The 16,998-nt window shown below is 60.2% G+C and carries 18 protein-coding genes and 1 tRNA gene; 18 read left to right on the top strand and 1 reads right to left on the bottom strand.

Translation table 11 applies throughout. The features are described from left to right. Nucleotides 1-31: 31 nt before the first annotated feature. The 18 genes from GOW16_RS06275 (at nt 32) to GOW16_RS06190 (ending at nt 16,770) form a co-directional block, all read left to right on the top strand. Nucleotides 32-433, top strand: a complete 402-nt coding sequence (locus GOW16_RS06275; protein WP_170411905.1) for a cupredoxin domain-containing protein — start codon at nt 32-34, stop codon at nt 431-433. 190 nt (nt 434-623) lie between these two features. Beyond that, nucleotides 624-1,385 carry a uroporphyrinogen-III C-methyltransferase gene (gene cobA, locus GOW16_RS06270; protein WP_170411902.1) on the top strand — a complete coding sequence of 254 codons (762 nt, stop codon included), beginning with the start codon at nt 624-626 and terminating at the stop codon, nt 1,383-1,385. Next, nucleotides 1,378-1,734 carry a c-type cytochrome gene (locus GOW16_RS06265; RefSeq protein ID WP_170411899.1) on the top strand — a complete coding sequence of 119 codons (357 nt, stop codon included), beginning with the start codon at nt 1,378-1,380 and terminating at the stop codon, nt 1,732-1,734. The genes cobA and GOW16_RS06265 overlap by 8 nt, the downstream gene beginning before the upstream one ends. Further along, entirely contained in the window at nt 1,731-2,876 is a 1,146-nt protein-coding gene (locus tag GOW16_RS06260) for a cytochrome D1 domain-containing protein (protein ID WP_170411898.1), read from the top strand. The genes GOW16_RS06265 and GOW16_RS06260 overlap by 4 nt, the downstream gene beginning before the upstream one ends. A 3-nt stretch (nt 2,877-2,879) precedes the next feature. Then, complete coding sequence (ahbB, locus tag GOW16_RS06255) at nt 2,880-3,869, top strand: siroheme decarboxylase subunit beta (RefSeq protein ID WP_170411895.1); 990 nt, start codon at nt 2,880-2,882, stop codon at nt 3,867-3,869. After that, entirely contained in the window at nt 3,866-4,315 is a 450-nt protein-coding gene (locus GOW16_RS06250; protein WP_170411892.1) for an Lrp/AsnC family transcriptional regulator, read from the top strand. Before ahbB (GOW16_RS06255) ends, GOW16_RS06250 begins: the two co-directional genes overlap by 4 nt. Continuing rightward, nucleotides 4,312-4,794, top strand: coding sequence for a siroheme decarboxylase subunit beta (gene ahbB / locus GOW16_RS06245; RefSeq protein WP_170411889.1), 483 nt, complete (start codon nt 4,312-4,314; stop codon nt 4,792-4,794). The genes GOW16_RS06250 and ahbB (GOW16_RS06245) overlap by 4 nt, the downstream gene beginning before the upstream one ends. A gap of 4 nt (nt 4,795-4,798) precedes the next feature. Further along, on the top strand, nt 4,799-6,013 hold the full coding sequence (gene nirJ / locus GOW16_RS06240) for a heme d1 biosynthesis radical SAM protein NirJ (RefSeq protein ID WP_170411886.1): 1,215 nt from the start codon (nt 4,799-4,801) through the stop codon (nt 6,011-6,013). Then, on the top strand, nt 5,988-7,541 hold the full coding sequence (locus GOW16_RS06235; RefSeq protein WP_170411882.1) for a nitrite reductase: 1,554 nt from the start codon (nt 5,988-5,990) through the stop codon (nt 7,539-7,541). Before nirJ ends, GOW16_RS06235 begins: the two co-directional genes overlap by 26 nt. Further along, the gene (locus GOW16_RS06230) at nt 7,498-7,761 is read left to right on the top strand and encodes a hypothetical protein (protein WP_170411880.1); all 264 of its coding nucleotides are present in this window, start codon (nt 7,498-7,500) and stop codon (nt 7,759-7,761) included. Before GOW16_RS06235 ends, GOW16_RS06230 begins: the two co-directional genes overlap by 44 nt. An 89-nt stretch (nt 7,762-7,850) precedes the next feature. Then, nucleotides 7,851-8,315 (top strand): DUF2946 family protein, encoded by a 465-nt coding sequence (locus GOW16_RS06225; protein ID WP_170411877.1) that lies wholly within the window; start codon nt 7,851-7,853, stop codon nt 8,313-8,315. A 44-nt stretch (nt 8,316-8,359) separates the two neighbouring features. Then, entirely contained in the window at nt 8,360-10,483 is a 2,124-nt protein-coding gene (locus tag GOW16_RS06220; protein ID WP_217354540.1) for a NosR/NirI family protein, read from the top strand. A gap of 16 nt (nt 10,484-10,499) precedes the next feature. Further along, on the top strand, nt 10,500-12,407 hold the full coding sequence (nosZ, locus tag GOW16_RS06215; protein WP_170411871.1) for a TAT-dependent nitrous-oxide reductase: 1,908 nt from the start codon (nt 10,500-10,502) through the stop codon (nt 12,405-12,407). A gap of 3 nt (nt 12,408-12,410) precedes the next feature. Beyond that, on the top strand, nt 12,411-13,667 hold the full coding sequence (locus tag GOW16_RS06210) for a nitrous oxide reductase family maturation protein NosD (protein ID WP_170411868.1): 1,257 nt from the start codon (nt 12,411-12,413) through the stop codon (nt 13,665-13,667). Continuing rightward, entirely contained in the window at nt 13,657-14,547 is an 891-nt protein-coding gene (locus tag GOW16_RS06205) for an ABC transporter ATP-binding protein (protein ID WP_170411865.1), read from the top strand. The genes GOW16_RS06210 and GOW16_RS06205 overlap by 11 nt, the downstream gene beginning before the upstream one ends. Beyond that, nucleotides 14,547-15,368: an ABC transporter permease gene (locus GOW16_RS06200; RefSeq protein ID WP_170411862.1), complete on the top strand. Its 822-nt coding sequence runs from the start codon at nt 14,547-14,549 to the stop codon at nt 15,366-15,368. The genes GOW16_RS06205 and GOW16_RS06200 overlap by 1 nt, the downstream gene beginning before the upstream one ends. Then, nucleotides 15,365-15,880, top strand: coding sequence for a nitrous oxide reductase accessory protein NosL (locus GOW16_RS06195; protein ID WP_170411859.1), 516 nt, complete (start codon nt 15,365-15,367; stop codon nt 15,878-15,880). The genes GOW16_RS06200 and GOW16_RS06195 overlap by 4 nt, the downstream gene beginning before the upstream one ends. Beyond that, nucleotides 15,877-16,770, top strand: coding sequence for an FAD:protein FMN transferase (locus GOW16_RS06190; protein WP_170411856.1), 894 nt, complete (start codon nt 15,877-15,879; stop codon nt 16,768-16,770). Before GOW16_RS06195 ends, GOW16_RS06190 begins: the two co-directional genes overlap by 4 nt. 70 nt (nt 16,771-16,840) lie before the next feature. Here GOW16_RS06190 and GOW16_RS06185 read toward each other — a convergent pair. Next, nucleotides 16,841-16,930 (bottom strand) — tRNA-Ser (locus GOW16_RS06185). Nucleotides 16,931-16,998: the final 68 nt, after the last annotated feature.

The raw sequence follows: 16,998 nt of genomic DNA, 5'->3' as shown, positions 1-16,998 counted from the left end.
CCCCGTTCATTTTGGAAAGGAGATTTGGACGATGAAACCCCGGCACCTTCTTCCCACCTTGCTGCTTCTGTCTTCGCCCGCATGGGCGGATGAGAATACCGAGATCTGCGCAGAGGCCGAGGAGCGCTATGTCGAGCTTTTTGACCGGCCATCCTCGACGGTCGAAGATGCCAAGGTGGTGCTGATGTACAAGTACAACTTCTGCCCGGCCGAATTGACCGTGAAGGCCGGCACCACTGTCCGCTGGGTCAATGTCGACAAGCGGACCAGCCACTCGGTCCTGCTTAAGGATGGCAGCGAACCCGAAAGTGACAGGCTGTTCCCCGAGGAAACGGTCGATCTGACTTTCCTGACACCCGGCCCGCAGGAATACCTTTGCGGTCCGCATTGGGAAACGCAGAACATGATCGGAATGGTCACCGTCGAACCCTGAGCCGAGGCAAGTAAACAGGCAAGAAGCAAGGAGCGCGGGCGCAAATCCCGCGCTCCTTAACTTTAGTCAAGGAAACAGCGCGGTTAATGCGCAAACCTGCCTTCATGACACGCCCGGTTGGCCCAGCGACGTCCCCAATTCGCCGAATGGAACCGGGTTCAGAAGACAAATAGACCAAGCGAGTTTGCACATGAGCGGTAAGGTTTTTCTGATTGGTGCCGGTCCCGGCGACCCCGAACTCATGACCTTGCGCGCGCTGCGCATGCTGCAAGAGGCCGATGTGGTTGTTTATGACCGGTTGGTCTCGGCCGACATTCTGGAAATGCACACCCCCGGCGCGCGACTGATCCCAGTCGGGAAGGCGCCCAAATGCCATTCAGTGCCACAGGATCGCATCAACGACATTCTGGTCAAAGAAGCCCGCGCAGGTCATTGCGTTGCGCGTTTGAAAGGCGGCGACCCGATGATCTTTGGGCGTGGTTCGGAGGAGGCCGCCTATCTGATGGCCCACGGTATCGCGATTGAATACGCACCGGGCATCACCGCCGCACAAGGAGCATCCAGCTCCACCGGAGTGCCGCTGACCCATCGCGGTCTTGCGACGTCGGTTCAATACGTCACCGGTCACAGGCAGGCCGACAAGGTACTGGGTCTGGATTGGAAACGGCTGGCCGATCCGGACTCGACGCTGGTCATCTACATGGGTGTCGCCAATATTGGTCAGATTGCCATGGGGCTGATGACTGAGAACCTGCCCGGCTCGACCCCGGTTCTGGCAGTGGGCAAAGCCACCACGCCAGATGAGCGCCGCCTGATTTCCCGGCTGGACCAACTGGCGGCGGATGTGCGCAAGGCAAAGCTGCAAGCGCCGACTTTGTTCATCATCGGCCAGGTTGTGTCGCTTCTTGCGAACCGACCGGTCGCGGACCTGTTGGAGCAAGCTCATGGCTAAGTTTGGACATGCGAATATTGGCCCGTCCAGCAAGCGGTCGCTGCCTTCAGCGCTTCTGACATTGGCCGTGCTTGTCGCCACTTCGGCCCTGGCCGCCGACGTGCTTGATGGCGATACGCTGAAACGGCTTGTCCATCAGGATTGTGGCTCTTGCCACGGTTTGTCTCTGAAAGGCGGCCTTGGCCCGGATCTGCGGTCCAAAACGTTGGAACATTACGATGCAGAGGTTCTGACCGGCGTCATTCTTGACGGCATCCCCGGTACCGCGATGCCCCCTTGGCGACCCCTCATTAGCGAAGAAGAGGCCGAATGGATCTCTCACTACCTGCTGGAACAGGAGGCAGAATGAAACACCTTTTTCTAAGCCTGGCTGCCACATTGATAATGACAACGGCCTATGCCGAACCTACGGCCACAGGCGACTTGGGTCTGGTGATTGAACGGGCTCAAGGCTCGGTCTTGCTGGTGGATCAGTCAGATCGAGCAGCATTGGCGCGGATCGAGGGGTTAGGGGATCTGTCCCATGCCTCGCTGGTTTATTCACCTGATGAGCGCTTTGCCTACGTGTTCGGGCGCGATGGCGGGCTGACCAAGGTCGATATCGTCACCCGCCAGATCGTGAATCGCGTCGTGCAGGCCGGCAATGCGATTGGCGGCGCAATCTCAGACGATGGCCAACTGGTGGCAGTATCGAATTATGAACCCGGCGGCGTGCGCGTCTTTGATGCGAACACGCTGGAAATGGTCGCGGACATCCCCACCGAGGGCAAAACCATCGGTCTGGTCGATGCGCCGGGCCGTCGGTTTGTGTTTACCATGTGGGACACGGGCGAGACGTGGATTGCCGACTTCTCGGCAGGCGCACCCGAAATCACCAAAATCCTCGACATGGGCAAGAACCCCTATGACGCACTGATCACCGCCAATGGTCGGACCTACATCACCGGGCTGTTCGGCGAAGACGGGCTGACCGCGCTGGATCTGTGGGCCGAAACCCCCGAACCGATCCGCGTACTGCCGAACTACGGCCGCGGTCAGGAAGAAATGCCTGTTTACAAAATGCCCCATCTGGAAGGTTGGGCACTGACAGGCCGCGAGTTTGTTCTGCCCGCAGTGGGCCACCACGAAGTTCTGTGGATCGATGCCGACACTCTGGAGGAAACAGGGCGAACCCAAACGCACGGCCAGCCGGTCTTTGCCATAGCCCGACCCGATGGGCGACAGGTCTGGGTGAACTTTGCCCACCCGCTGAACGACACGATTCAGGTGATCGACAGCGTCAGCAAAGAGATTGTCCACGAGTTAAAACCAGGTCCGGCAGTGCTGCATATGGAGTTTACACCTCGGGGGCATGAGGTTTGGATCAGCGTGCGCGATGCCAACAAGGTCATGGTCTACGACACGCGAACTTTCGAAAAGTTGCGCGAGATTGATGCCGACAGCCCCTCGGGTATCTTCTTTACTGCCCGCGCGCACAGAACGGGGTTGTAGGCGATGGACCATATTACCGACCCGATCGACCGCCGCCTTCTGGACGAGTTTCAGCGCGATTTTCCTGTAATCGACCGACCGTTTAAGGAGCTGGCTTGCATGCTGGGGCTGGACGAAGCCGAAGTGCTGGATCGCCTCGCCCGAATGCGTTCAACCGGCCGGATTACTCGGGTCGGCGCGACGATTGCACCGGGCACGGTTTCCGCCAGCACCCTGGCCGCCGTTGCCGCCCCGGGGGAACGTCTGGAAGAAGTCGCCGCCCTGATCGACGCCGAACCCGGCGTGAACCACAATTACCAGCGTGAGGACGAATGGAACCTGTGGTTCGTCGCCACCGGCCCCGACCGCGCGCATGTGGATGACACGCTGACCCGGATCGCGCAGCGCACCAGGCTGCGGGTCCTGGACCTGCGTTTGGTGCGCCCGTTCAACGTCGATCTGGGGTTCCGTATGTCGGGCGATTCCCGAAACGTGCCTGACCCACGCATAGTCGACCGCTCAGTCCTGCAAGATGGCGACCGCGCGCTGTTACAGGCCCTCAGTTCGGGCTTACCGCTGGTCGCAGAGCCGTATGCCGCACTGGCCCAATCGATGGAACGCGATTCCGCGGAGGTCATGGAGCGGATCGAGATATTGCACAATGCCGGCATTATCTCGCGCCTAGGCGTGATCGTGCGCCACCGTGCGCTCGGATGGTCGGCCAACGCGATGGTCGTCTGGGACATGCCGGTCAAACAGATCGACGCCGCCGGGCCTGCCCTTGCAGCCCACCCCCGAGTGACCTTGTGTTACGAGCGGCGGCCAGTCGAAGGGATCTGGCCATATCGCCTTTACTCCATGTTTCACGCCCGCACGCGTAGCGAAGCGCTCGAGGCGTTGGCCAGTGCGCGTGCGCTGCCGGAATTGTTTGGGGCGCAGCACAAGGTTCTGTTCTCGACCCGGTGCTTCAAACAAACCGGCGCATTGATTCAACCAAAGGAAGCCGCCGCATGACGTTGGATGAAACCGACCGTGCCATCCTGAACCGGTTGCAGGATGACTTGCCGCTAACCGCGTACCCCTATGCTTCCGCAGCACAGGAACTGGGTCTTTCAGAACCTGACCTGCTGGCTAGGCTGACGCGGCTCAAAAACGAGCGGGTGATCACGCGTTTTGGCCCATTCTTTGACGCAGCCGCCATTGGGGGTGCGTTCTGTTTATGTGCAATGGCCGTACCACCCGAGCATTTCGAAACCGTCCTGACCAAAGTCAATGCGCACGCGGAGGTCGCCCATAATTATGAGCGTACGCACCGGCTGAACATGTGGTTCGTACTGGCCACCGAAACACCCGAGGGGATCGAGGCCACCGCCGATGCGATTGAACGGGAAACGGGGATCTGCGTTCTCCGTTTCCCCAAATTGCAGGAATTTTTCATCGGCTTCCGGGTGGCGGCATGATCGACGCAAAAGACAGAGAGATTATCGAAGCGCTGCAAGGCGGCCTGCCCCTGGTGCCGGCACCCTATGCGCAGGTGGCGGACAGCCTTGGCATCGACGAAGACGCGCTGCTGCATCGTCTGGCCGACCTGAAATCGCGTGGTGTGATCCGCCGCATTGCCGCAGCGCCCAATCACTACAAGCTGGGCATGACCTCGAACGGGATGACCGTCTGGGATGTCGAAGACGCCCGCATCACTGAACTGGGCGCACAAATCGGGGCTCTGCCCTTTGTGACCCATTGCTATGAACGTCCCCGCGCTCTGCCCGACTGGCCTTACAACCTGTTTGCCATGGTCCACGGGCAGGATCGCAATGAGGTCGAGGAAAAGCGGGCGGAAATCACCTCCATTCTGGGTGATGCCTGCCGGGCCAAAGATATCCTTTATTCCACGCGTATCCTGAAAAAGACAGGGCTGCGCCTGAAAACGAAAGGCTGAGACCATGTTCCGCCTGACCGAATACATGCAGCAACTCGTCACCCCTACCCCGGTGCGCAAACGCCGCCCCGGTCCCGTGAAACCGGTGGTGATCTGGAACCTGACGCGGCGCTGCAATCTGAAATGCCGCCATTGCTACACCGTCTCGGCGGATGTGGCTTTCCCCGGTGAGCTCAGTCACGAGCAAGCCATGGTAACCCTAGAGGATCTGGGCCAGTTTCGCGTCCCGGCCCTGATCCTCTCGGGTGGGGAACCTCTGGACCGGTTCGATTTCTTCGACATCGCCAAGCGCGCGCGTGAATTGGTGCCGATGCTGGCCCTGTCGACCAATGGCACGCGGATTCACGACGAAACCGCCGACATGATCGCCGATGTGGGCTTCAATTATGTCGGCATCTCACTGGACGGAATCGGCGCCACCAATGACTGGTTCCGGGGCGTCGAGGGCGCCTTTGCCGATGCCTTGCGCGGCGTGCGCGAATGCAAAAAGCGTGGCATCAAGGTTGGGTTGCGGTTCTGCCTGACCGAAGGCACCCAGCATCACCTGCCCGACCTGCTGCAACTGTGCGACGACGAAGGGGTCGACAAATTCTACCTGTCCCACCTGGTCTATGCCGGACGCGGCGACAAGAACCGGGGCGAGGACGCCGAGCACTTGCGCACCCGCAAAGGGCTGGACCTGCTGGTGGATCGTGCGTGGAAGGCCGCCTCGGGCGGGCACCCGTTGGATATCGTGACCGGCAACAATGACGCCGATGCCGGGTATTTTCTGAACTGGGTACATGCGCATTTCGATGCCGACAAGGCCGCTCATGTGCGCGAACATCTGGCCGCGTGGGGCGGGAATTCCAGCGGGCTGGGCGTGGCCAATATCGACAATCTGGGCCGGGTCCATCCCGACACCTACTGGTCCGACTACACAGTCGGCAATGTGAAGACGAACCCGTTTTCCGAGCTTTGGACCAGCGATGATCCGATGCTCGCCATGTTGCGCACCCGCCCGCGTCCGCTGAAGGGGCGCTGTGGGGCCTGTCAGCTCAAGGATGTCTGCGGCGGCAATACCCGGATACGGGCGTTGCAACTGACCGGCGACCCCTGGGCCGAAGATCCGGCCTGCTATCTGACAAGTCAAGAAATCGGCGTCGAGGATGCGGGCGAGCGCCTGCAGGTCACGCCGTTCCGAGGAAAAAGCCATGATCCGGCGCATCAGTTCTTTTGACACTCTGAAAATCGGCACATTCTGTTCGCTGCTGCTGGCAGGCACCGCATGGGCCGATGCGCCGTCGGATTACGCCGAGCATTGCGCCTCATGCCATGGCGAGAACCGTCTGGGTGGGGTCGGTCCAGCGCTGATCCCCGAAACGTTGAAGCGGATGCGGGGGCCGCGTGTGGCCGCTGTGATCGCCGAGGGGCGTATCGCGACACAGATGCCTGCGTTTTCGCATGAGCTGGACGCGTTGCAGATCGAGGAACTGGCGGGGTGGTTAAAATCGCCGCTGGAAACCGATCCCGAATGGGGCGAGGCCGATATCATGGCCAGCCGTACTCTGGACGAGGATTATGCGCCAGTGGACGCGCCTGTTTGGGACAGCGACCCGATGAACATCACGCTGGCCGTCGAAACCGGCGATCACCACGTCAGCGTTCTGGATGGAGACACGTTCGAGGTGCTGGACCGGTTCGAAACCCCCTTTGCAGTGCATGGCGGGCCAAAGTTCAGCCCCGATGGACGGTACGTCTTCATCATGTCCCGCGATGGTTGGGTTCAGAAATACGACATCTGGGCGCTGAAACAAGTGGGCCGCGTGCGCGCTGGCCTGAACAGCCGCAACATCGCCATGTCCGGCGATGGTAAGTGGGTGGCTGTGGCGAATTACCTGCCGAACTCTCTAACGCTGCTGTCGACCGACGATCTATCGGTGGCGAAAGTCATTGAGGTCAAAAGCAAAAAAGGCAAACCCAGCCGCGTCTCGGCGGTCTATCAGGCCCCGCCTCGTGAGAGCTTTGTTCTGGCGCTGAAAGACGTGCCCGAGATTTGGGAGGTTTTTTACGGGGACAACCCGCCGCAATTCGGCATTGGCCACGACTTCCGTATCGAGGGTCAATTCAAGAACCCCAATCCGTTCCCGGTGCGCAAGATCACAACGCCCGACTATCTGGACGACTTCTTTTTCGACCAGAGTTACGAATACGTCATGGGCGCGTCCCGAGGCGGTGAGGGCGGTCAGGTGATTGACCTGGTCATCGGTCAGAAAGTGGCCGATTTGGACCTGCCCGGCATGCCACATTTGGGATCCGGCATCACGTGGAAGCATGGCGATACGACCGTAATGGCGACACCGCACCTGACCGATGGCACTGTGTCGGTGATCGACATGGAGACATGGGAGACCGTCAAGCAGATCAAGACCGAAGGCCCCGGTTTCTTCATGCGCAGCCATGAGAATTCGCCTTACGTCTGGGCCGATGTGTTCTTTGGCCCCAATAAGGACGCCATGCACGTGATCGACAAGCAAAGCCTTGAGATCGTTAAGACTCTGCGCCCTGCTCCGGGCAAAACCGCAGCCCATGTGGAATTCACCAAAGACGGCAAGCACGCGCTGGTGTCCATCTGGGAAGATGATGGCGCGGTAATCGTCTATGACGCGCAGACGCTGGAAGAGGTCCGCCGCCTGCCGATGCGCAAACCTTCGGGAAAATACAATGTCTGGAACAAAATCACCTTCTCGGAAGGCACCAGCCACTGAAAGCAAGTGGCCGGTCTGGAAGCTGGCGATATTGCTGTATCCGGCCACGGCGCTGACCGTGGCCATAAACCTGTTTCTGGCCGGTCTGATCGCCAACAGCGCCGGGTTAGCGGTGATCGAGCCTGTAACCGCGATCCTGTGGTCCGTTCCTCTGGGCGTACCCGCCGCGTGGTTGGCTGGGCGTTGGCTGCGCGGCTTGATGGATGAAGCGGACAACTAACCCGAATTCCGCAGTGGCCTAACCGAAGTCAAGTATCACTACGACAGAATCCCCTACGACTTAGGAAAGACTTCCGAGTTGGATTCTCAATGCCCGCCCTTAGCCCTTTGCACAATCTCCCTGTTCGCGCATTGCGCGCGACATGTGCGTTGGCGGGTATCCTCCTTCTGTTGTTGCAATTGCTTGGCCCGGCGCTGGCGAGTCCCGGACAAAGCATGTGGGTGGAGATCTGCTCGGAGGCGGGCGCGGTTTGGGTAGAGGTTGACTTTGAGGAGGAAGACCGAGACCCAACTGCGCCCTGCCCAAAATGCGCCGACTGCGCATTATGCGCGGTCACGACTGCAGCGCCGCTGCCCGATCTGCCCGTCCTGACGCGGGACCGCACTGTTCGCACTGCGCACCGTTCGTATTGCGAACTGGTTCAGGTCTACGGCTCGAAACGATTGTGGCCCGAAACCCGAGGTCCTCCGCGCGGGCTCAAAATCATAACAGAACGCGCCCTGCGCGCGTCCATAGCGTCAATCCAAGTATCCGGAGGTGCGCTGTGGTCGTAAGTCGCGCAATCCATTTCCTGCTGGCCCTTACCCTGTCCTGCCTGATGGCGATCAGCGCCCGTGCCGACAGCCTCGCCAGCTTCCTGCCCGATATCCCGCCCACCGATCTGGTTCCCGGTGCCGATACCTTTGGCCCGGTGCGCGATGACGTGCCCGTTGCCCCGGTTCTGAAAGGTGGCGAGACTGTCGCCTGGGCTTTCCTTACATCCGATTTCGTCGGCACAACCGGTTATTCGGGTAAACCTATCCATGTGGTGGCCGCCATCGACGACGATGCGGTTCTGACCGGTGTGAAACTGGTCAAACACTCGGAGCCCATCGTCCTGATCGGTATCCCAAACTCGCGCATGGTCGAGTTGACCGAAGGCTATGCCGGGCTGGACCTGAAGGTCGAAGCCGAGACCGGGGGCGAGGGGCATGACCTCGACATTATCTCCGGCGCGACGGTCACGATCATGGTGATCGATGACAGCCTCGTGCGCGGCGGCATCAAAGTTGCGCGGGCGCTGGGGCTGGGCGGGTTGTCTCCGCTACAGGCAGACGGGCCGAAACGCGAAGTCGATATGGCACAGGACGCCGTATATGACTGGACCACCTTGTCCGGCGACGGCTCGATCCGGCGCCTGACGCTGGATGTTGGTCAGGTCAACGCGGCCTTTGAGGCCACAGGCGACCAACGCGCCATCAAACGCCCGGAACCGGGTGAGCCGGATGACACGTTCATCGATATGCATGTGGCGCTGGTCTCGGTTCCTTCGATCGGCAAGTCCCTGTTGGGCGAGGCCGAGTATCAGAATCTGACAGAGTGGCTGGACGAAGGCGAACAGGCCATTCTGGTGCTGGGTCGCGGGGCCTACAGCTTTAAGGGGTCGGGCTATGTCCGCGGCGGCATTTTTGATCGCATTCAGCTGATCCAGGGTGACAACTCCGTTCGGTTCTTCGACAAGCAGCAAGAGCGTCTGGGCAAGGTTGCAGCCCAAGATGCACCCAGCTTCACCGAGCTGGATATTTTCAAGATCCCCGCCGAGGCCGAGTTTGATCCGGCCGAGCCGTTCCGCCTGCAATTGCTGGTGCAACGGGCCGTGGGCGCAGTGGAAAAGACATTCCTGACCTTCGACCTGGGCTATAAACTGCCGGAACAGTACCTTCTGCCGGTTGCGGCCCCTGCCGTTGTGGATGACGCCACCGGCGAAGCCGCCGCCAAGGCCGCCTTGTGGAAGCGTATCTGGAAGGACCGCACCGTCGAGATCGGCGTCCTTGGCGTCATGCTGCTGGTCCTGACGGCGACCTTCTTCTTCCAGTTCCACGCGACGATGAACGCACGGGTCTTCTACTGGTTCCGCATCGGATACCTGACCATGACCCTGTTCTTCATCGGTTGGTACGCCAACGCGCAGCTGAGCGTCGTGAACCTGATGGCTCTGGCCGGAAGCCTGCGGACCGGATTTAGCTGGGACGCCTTCCTGCTGGACCCGCTGGTCTTCATCCAGTGGTTTGCCGTGGCCGCTGCTCTACTGTTCTGGGGACGCGGGGCCTATTGCGGCTGGCTGTGCCCGTTTGGTGCGCTGCAGGAATTGACCAACAAGATCGCGCGCGCGCTGAAAGTGCCACAATGGACGCTGCCATGGGGACTGAACGAACGCCTGTGGCCGGCGAAATACATGATCTTCCTCGGACTCTTCGGGCTCAGCTTTGTCTCGATCCCGCTGGCTGAGACCTATGCCGAGATCGAGCCCTTCAAGACCGCGATCATTCTGAAATTCATGCGCGACTGGCCCTTCGTGGTCTTTGCGCTGACCCTGCTGGGGATCGGGCTGTTCATCGAACGGTTCTATTGCCGCTACCTCTGCCCGCTGGGCGGAGCGCTGGCGATCCCCGCCCGTATCCGCATGTTCGACTGGCTGCGCCGCTACAAAGAGTGCGGCACCCCCTGTCAGACCTGCGCCAACGAATGCCCCGTTCAGGCGATCCACCCCACCGGTGAGATCAATCCGAACGAGTGCGTCACCTGCCTGCATTGTCAGGTGCTCTACCAGTCCGAGGACAAATGTCCCGTCGTTATCCGCCAACTGAAACGGCGGGCCAAGACAGGGTCGGTCAATCCCAAGACCCCCCTCGGGCAACCACCGGCGAACCATCCGAACGCCAAACCGCAATCCGTTTCCTAAAAAAGGAGGAACGATCATGTCGGACAATGAAAACAAACTGAACATCACACGCCGCGGGATGCTGGGGGCGACCGCCACCGGCGCCGTGCTGGCCGGGACCGGTCTCGGCTCGACCCTGATGACCGCGAAACAGGCCAGCGCCGCAGCCAATGCCAATCTGCAGCCCGGTGAGTTGGACGAATACTACGGCTTCTGGTCCTCGGGTCAGACCGGCGAATTGCGCATCCTGGGCTTCCCGTCCATGCGCGAGCTGATGCGGGTGCCTGTGTTCAACCGCTGCTCGGCCACAGGCTGGGGTCAGACCAATGAATCGCTGAAGATCATGACTGACGGCCTGCTGCCGGAGACCAAAGAGTTTCTCGCCAAGCGTGGCATGAACACCTATGACAACGGCGACCTGCACCACCCGCATATGTCGTTCACCGATGGCACCTACGATGGCCGCTACCTGTTCATGAACGACAAGGCCAACACCCGTGTCGCTCGTGTGCGCTGTGACGTCATGAAATGCGACAAGATCACCGAGATCCCGAACGCCAAGGCGATCCACGGTCTGCGACCGCAGAAATTCCCGCGCACCGGCTATGTCTTTGCCAATGGTGAAGATGAAACTCCGCTGGTCAATGATGGCAGCGTGCTGGACGATCCGTCGCAATACGTGAACATCTTCACCGCGCTGGACGGTGACACCATGGAAGTGGCGTGGCAGGTGATCGTGTCGGGTAACCTCGACAACACCGACTGCGACTATCAGGGTAAATACGCTTACTCGACCTCGTACAACTCGGAAATGGGTATGAACCTGGCCGAGATGACCGAGAACGAGCTGGACCACGTAGTGGTTTTCAACCTCGCGGAAATCGAAAAAGGGATCGAAGCCGGCGACTATCAGGAGCTGAAAGGCGTCAAGGTTCTGGACGGACGTAAGGGGCAGAACAAGAAATACACCCGCTACATCCCGATCCCGAACTCGCCGCACGGCATCAACACCGCGCCTGACGGCAAGCATGTCTGCATCAACGGTAAGCTGTCGCCCACCGTATCGATCATGGATGTGACCAAGCTGGACGCCCTGTTCGAAAGCGATGCCGATCCGCGGTCGTGCATCGTGGGTGAGCCGCAACTGGGTCTTGGCCCGCTTCACACAGCCTATGACGGTCAGGGCAACGCGTTCACCACGCTGTTCTTGGACAGCCAGATCGTGAAGTGGAACATCGAAAAGGCAATCGAGGCCTACGGCGGTGTCGATGTGGACCCGATCATCTCGAAGGTCGACGTTCACTATCAGCCGGGTCACAACTCGACCTCCATGGGCGAAACCAAAGAGGCCGATGGCAAGTGGCTGATTTCGATGAACAAGTTCTCGAAAGACCGCTTCCTGAATGTAGGCCCGTTGAAGCCTGAAAACGAGCAGTTGATCGACATCTCGTCCAACGAGATGAAAGTGGTTCACGACGGCCCAACCTTTGCCGAGCCGCATGACTCGATCATCGTGCGCGCCGACATCGTCAACCCGGTCAACGTCTGGGACCGCAACGACGTCACATGGGAAGACGCCCGCAAACAGGCCGAAGCTGATGGCATCGATCTGGAAGAAGGCGCCGAAGAGCCCATCCGGGACGGGAACAAGGTGCGGGTCTACATGACCTCGCAGGCTCCGACCTTCAGCCTTGAGAAGTTCACCGTCAAACAGGGTGACGAGGTGACGGTTTACATCACCAACCTTGATGACGTGGACGACGTGACCCACGGCTTCTGCCTGGGCAACTACGGCATCGCGATGGAAGTCGCACCGATGGCAACCGCTTCGGTCACCTTCACCGCAGACCGTCCGGGCGTGCACTGGTTCTACTGCCAGTGGTTCTGCCACGCGCTGCACATGGAGATGCGCGGCCGGATGCTGGTCGAACCTCAGGGAGCATAACTTATGCGTTGGTCCCTGCTCATACCGCTCCTGCTCGGCTCGCCCCTTTGGGCGGCGGACTGGGATGTGCCCAACCGGGCGGGGGCCATCAATGAAACACTGGCACAGGCGGCGGATGGGGACACCCTCCGCCTGAGCCCCGGTATCTATACCGAAACCCTGGTTCTGGACCGGCCCGTCACCATTGACGGGTTGGGCCAGGCCACCATCGACGGACAAGGCAAAGGCAGTGTTATCACTGTGACCGGGCCGGGCGTGACCGTACGCGGGCTGACCGTGATCGGATCAGGCTCAAGCCATGACGGGATCGACAGCGGTATCCAACTGACCAAAACGGCCAAAGCGCCGGTTGTCGAAGACAACGTGCTGCTGGGTAATCTCTATGGCGTCGACATTCACGGGGCCAAGGAAAGCATTGTGCGTGGCAACCGGATCGAGGGCCGTCAGGACCGGCGGATGAACGACCGCGGCAACGGTGTCTATGTCTGGAACGCGCCGGGTGCGCGGGTTGAAGACAACGACATCCGCTATGGCCGTGACGGGATCTTTGTGAACTCGTCCAAGAAGAACACCTTCACCGGCAACCTGTTCCGCGATCTGCGCTTTGCGGTGCATTATATGTATGCGGACAATTCGGTGGTCAGTGACAATGTCTCGATCGGTAACGATCTGGGCTATGCGGTGATGTTCACGACCAATGTGACCGTGGCCAACAATGTCTCGATTGGTGACCGCGAACATGGCGTAATGCTGAACTACGCCAACAAAAGCACCATCACCGGCAATGTGGTGAAAGGTGCCAAGGAAAAATGCACCTTCCTCTATAACTCGAACAAAAACGAATTCACCGACAACTGGTTCCAGGGATGCGGAATCGGCATCCACTTTACTGCCGGAAGCGAACGCAACCGCATCGTTGGCAATTCATTCATCGGGAACCGGACACAGGTGAAATACGTCTCGACCAAATGGGTCGAGTGGTCCGAGGATGGGCGCGGCAATTACTGGTCCGATTTCGTCGCCTACGACGTGGATGGCAACGGCATTGCCGATGCCCCCTATCGCCCCAATGACTCTATGGACCATGTGCTGTGGACCCAACCCGCAGCCAAACTTCTGCTCGGCTCCCCCGCCGTGCAGCTGGTGCGCTGGTCGCAATCCGCGTTCCCGGCCCTGCTGCCGGGCGGCGTGATGGACAGCAATCCCCTGATGCAAGCCCCTGAACCCCCAGCAATGAAAAAGGTGCCTCATGACGGATAAGGCCCTAATTATCGACCATGTCAGCAAGGACCGAGGGAAAACCCGCGTTCTTGACGATATCAACCTGTCACTTGCCCCCGGTCAGCGCGTCGCGCTGCTGGGCCATAACGGCGCGGGCAAGTCGACCCTGATCAAATCCATCCTCGGTCTGACACCGATCCAGGACGGAGCTATCCGGGTCGGAGACGCCACCCCCGGCAGCGCGCAGGCGCGGCGCGAGACGGCGTACCTGCCCGAGGCGGTTTCGTTTCATCCCGCGCTAACCGGGCGTGAGCAGTTGACCCTGTTTGCGCAGCTTTCAGGCGCAAAAGCCGATGTGCCCGGCCTCTTAGAGCGCGTTGATCTGAGTGACGCATTAGACCGACGGATCGGCACCTATTCCAAAGGGATGCGGCAACGTCTGGGTCTTGCCCAGGTGCTACTGGGTCAGCCAAAAGTGGCCCTGTTGGATGAACCGACATCGGGCTTGGACCCAATTTCTCGGCAGGATCTTTACGCCATCATCGACGAGTTGGCCGCACAGGGTACCGCCGTCCTGATCGCCTCGCACGCTTTGACCGAGGTCGAGGCCCGCACCGACCGCATTGCCATCATGCGCAAGGGCCGGATGGTCGCCGATGACACGCTGACCAACCTGTCGGCGTTGGCCGGTCTGCCAATCCGCCTGAGGGTACGTGCCAGTGCCAACCCTGACGCCCTGGCCGCCGAGCTAGGCGGCAACCGGATAAATGGCGCATCCGTCGAGTTGCTCTGCACACCCGAAGACAAGATGGAGGCCCTGCGCCACATCGCCGGTATGGGCGACGCGGTGGCGGATGTGGAAATGACGCCGCCCAAGCTGGAGGACCTCTATCGCCACTATGCACAAGAGGATTTGTAATGACCCGCTTCCTCGCCATTACCCGAACTGAAGTGTTGATCCTGCGCCGGAACCGCTGGCTGTTGATGGCTACCTTGATCATGGTTTTGTTCGCCTTGGCGCTGACCTTTGCGGGCAGCGCACCGACCGGCACGCTAGGGGTCGATATGCTGACCGTCTCGGTCGCGTCGATGACCACGCTGTCGGTCTATCTTGCGCCCCTACTGGCACTGATGATCGCATTCGACGCCATCGCAGGAGACGTGGACCGCGGTAGTCTGTCGCTACTGCTGTCCTATCCCGCTGGTCGCGGGGAAATCCTGCTGGGCAAATTCACCGCCCACCTGGCGGCATTGGCCTTTGCCATGACCGTCGGTTTCGGCACTGCGGGTGCGGTCGCTGCTTGGTTCGGTGGCGCTGGGCCGGAAAGCCTTATGGCTTTGGTCCGCCTCATCCTCACATCCATCCTGCTGGGCGCTGTGTTTCTGGCGCTGGGATACCTGCTGTCTGCTTTGGCGAGGGGCGCTACGGCGGCAGCAGGTCTGTCGGCCGGGCTCTGGCTGGTTTTTGTCGTCCTCTATGATCTGGGCCTGTTGGGGGCTGTCGTCATGGACAAGGGCGGCACCTTCACTCAATCCGTCTTTCCGTGGGTGATGGTAGCCAACCCGGCCGACGCATTTCGACTTTGGAACATCGCCGCGACTGAAGGTGTCGCGATGGCGTCCGGCATGACCGGTGCCGCACAGGCCCTGCCCGTCTGGGCTGCGCCTGCGTCGCTGTTGATCTGGCCGGTGATCGGCTTTGCCCTTGCCCGGGCCGCATTTCGGAGGGTCGAGCCGTGAAACGTCTGTGCCTCATCGCGCTGGTTGCTCTGACCGCCTGCAAAGAGGAGGTGGCCGTTGCTCCCGACCCGGTCGATCTGACGCCCGATGCGCTAAGCTATTTCTGTCAGATGAACATCGCCGAACATGGCGGACCCAAGGGGCAGATCCATCTGGAAGGCTACCCCACGCCGCTGTTCTTTGCGCAGGTGCGCGACATGGTGGCCTACCTGAAAAGCCCAGAGCGGGATGCCGAAATCACGGCAGTCTATGTCAGCGACATGAGCGTCGCGCCCAATTGGCGCCAGCCCGGTATCTCGAATTGGATCGACGCCGACAGTGCCACCTTTGTGGTCGGCTCGGACGTCGCGGGCGGAATGGGCGCGCGCGAGGTGGTGCCATTTTCCGACCCGAACGATGCCGCATCCTTCATTGACCAATATGGCGGTGCAGCCCTGCCTCTGTCTGACATCCCTGACACCGAAGTGCTGGGCCCCGTCGACCTGGACCTGCTACTGGAGACACCCGCATGACCCTTCTGTCCCGCCGCCGTTTCCTGACCATCTCAGCTGCAAGCGCGGCCTGCCCGGCAATCGCCGCACCGGTGACACCAGCCCGGTGGCGGGGTTCTGCATTAGGCGCACCAGCGAGCATGCATTTGGTCGGGTTGTCAGACGCGCAAGCTCGCCCGATATTTGCCGCCGTCGAAGCCGAAGTGACGCGTCTGGAGGACATCTTCAGCCTCTACCGCCCGAATTCCCAACTTTCTCGTTTGAACCGAGATGGATCTCTGACGCATCCGGCCCCCGAATTGTTGAACCTGCTCAGCCTTTGCTCGGTTTTGCACGAGAATTCCGACGGAGCTTTCGACCCGACAATACAGTCTCTCTGGATAGCATTGGCCACTAGTGGCGACGTTGCGGCGGCCAGAAAGACCGTTGGGTGGACCCGGGTCTCGGTTGGCAGGGACATCATCCGCTTGCCCTACCCCGGGCAATCGGCACTAACACTAAACGGCATTGCCCAAGGGGCGATCACGGATCGAATTGCCGACCTGCTTAAGTCACAAGGTCTGACAGATGTGCTGGTAGACATGGGCGAAATTGCCGCCCTGGGACGGCGTTATGACAAGCAGGACTGGCAGGTCGGTCTTGTCGGCCCGAAACGGCGGCTCATAAAGCGTATCGCGCTGCGTGACCGAGCCGTAGCTACTTCGGACAACGCGGATCTGATGTTAACGGACAGGTACGGACATATTCTCAGCCCGAAAGGCCAATCTCCAGAGCATCGGGTTTTGTCGGTCTCAGCCAAAACCGCAGCTCTTGCCGACGGTCTTTCAACCGCCCTTTGCGCTCTTCCCAAAGGAGATATGACAACTGTCCTGAACCGCTTCCCGGACGCTCGACTGGAGATGAGCCTCTGACTGCGTTGCGAAAAGTGGAAAGCGCGACGGACGGCGTCGACTTCGCGATTACAGCCATCTCGGAAAAAAGTGGCGGAGACGAAGGGATTCGAACCCTCGAGACCCTTCCGGGCCTACTCCCTTAGCAGGGGAGCGCCTTCGACCACTCGGCCACGTCTCCGCTGGCCGGTATATCCTTGCCTGTCGACCAGATACAAGGCGATTTTGATCAAGCTCGTTATTTTTCTG

This window comes from Ruegeria atlantica, from assembly GCF_013033965.1.
GTDB lineage: Bacteria > Pseudomonadota > Alphaproteobacteria > Rhodobacterales > Rhodobacteraceae > Ruegeria > Ruegeria atlantica_D.
The sequence above is the reverse complement of the archived record's forward strand: the minus strand, read 5'-3'. Positions and strand labels throughout refer to the sequence as shown.

Excerpts from the sequence above, each read along its gene's own strand:
- ahbB (WP_170411895.1), top strand. The coding sequence starts at position 2,880 with ATGGACCATATTACCGACCCGATCGACCGCCGCCTTCTGGACGAGTTT.
- ahbB (WP_170411889.1), top strand. The coding sequence starts at position 4,312 with ATGATCGACGCAAAAGACAGAGAGATTATCGAAGCGCTGCAAGGCGGC.
- nosZ (WP_170411871.1), top strand. The coding sequence starts at position 10,500 with ATGTCGGACAATGAAAACAAACTGAACATCACACGCCGCGGGATGCTG.
- GOW16_RS06225 (WP_170411877.1), top strand. The coding sequence starts at position 7,851 with ATGCCCGCCCTTAGCCCTTTGCACAATCTCCCTGTTCGCGCATTGCGC.
- GOW16_RS06190 (WP_170411856.1), top strand. The coding sequence starts at position 15,877 with ATGACCCTTCTGTCCCGCCGCCGTTTCCTGACCATCTCAGCTGCAAGC.
- GOW16_RS06220 (WP_217354540.1), top strand. The coding sequence starts at position 8,360 with ATGGCGATCAGCGCCCGTGCCGACAGCCTCGCCAGCTTCCTGCCCGAT.
- GOW16_RS06260 (WP_170411898.1), top strand. The coding sequence starts at position 1,731 with ATGAAACACCTTTTTCTAAGCCTGGCTGCCACATTGATAATGACAACG.
- GOW16_RS06200 (WP_170411862.1), top strand. The coding sequence starts at position 14,547 with ATGACCCGCTTCCTCGCCATTACCCGAACTGAAGTGTTGATCCTGCGC.
- GOW16_RS06250 (WP_170411892.1), top strand. The coding sequence starts at position 3,866 with ATGACGTTGGATGAAACCGACCGTGCCATCCTGAACCGGTTGCAGGAT.
- cobA (WP_170411902.1), top strand. The coding sequence starts at position 624 with ATGAGCGGTAAGGTTTTTCTGATTGGTGCCGGTCCCGGCGACCCCGAA.
- nirJ (WP_170411886.1), top strand. The coding sequence starts at position 4,799 with ATGTTCCGCCTGACCGAATACATGCAGCAACTCGTCACCCCTACCCCG.
- GOW16_RS06275 (WP_170411905.1), top strand. The coding sequence starts at position 32 with ATGAAACCCCGGCACCTTCTTCCCACCTTGCTGCTTCTGTCTTCGCCC.
- GOW16_RS06230 (WP_170411880.1), top strand. The coding sequence starts at position 7,498 with ATGTCTGGAACAAAATCACCTTCTCGGAAGGCACCAGCCACTGAAAGC.
- GOW16_RS06205 (WP_170411865.1), top strand. The coding sequence starts at position 13,657 with ATGACGGATAAGGCCCTAATTATCGACCATGTCAGCAAGGACCGAGGG.
- GOW16_RS06210 (WP_170411868.1), top strand. The coding sequence starts at position 12,411 with ATGCGTTGGTCCCTGCTCATACCGCTCCTGCTCGGCTCGCCCCTTTGG.
- GOW16_RS06265 (WP_170411899.1), top strand. The coding sequence starts at position 1,378 with ATGGCTAAGTTTGGACATGCGAATATTGGCCCGTCCAGCAAGCGGTCG.
- GOW16_RS06235 (WP_170411882.1), top strand. The coding sequence starts at position 5,988 with ATGATCCGGCGCATCAGTTCTTTTGACACTCTGAAAATCGGCACATTC.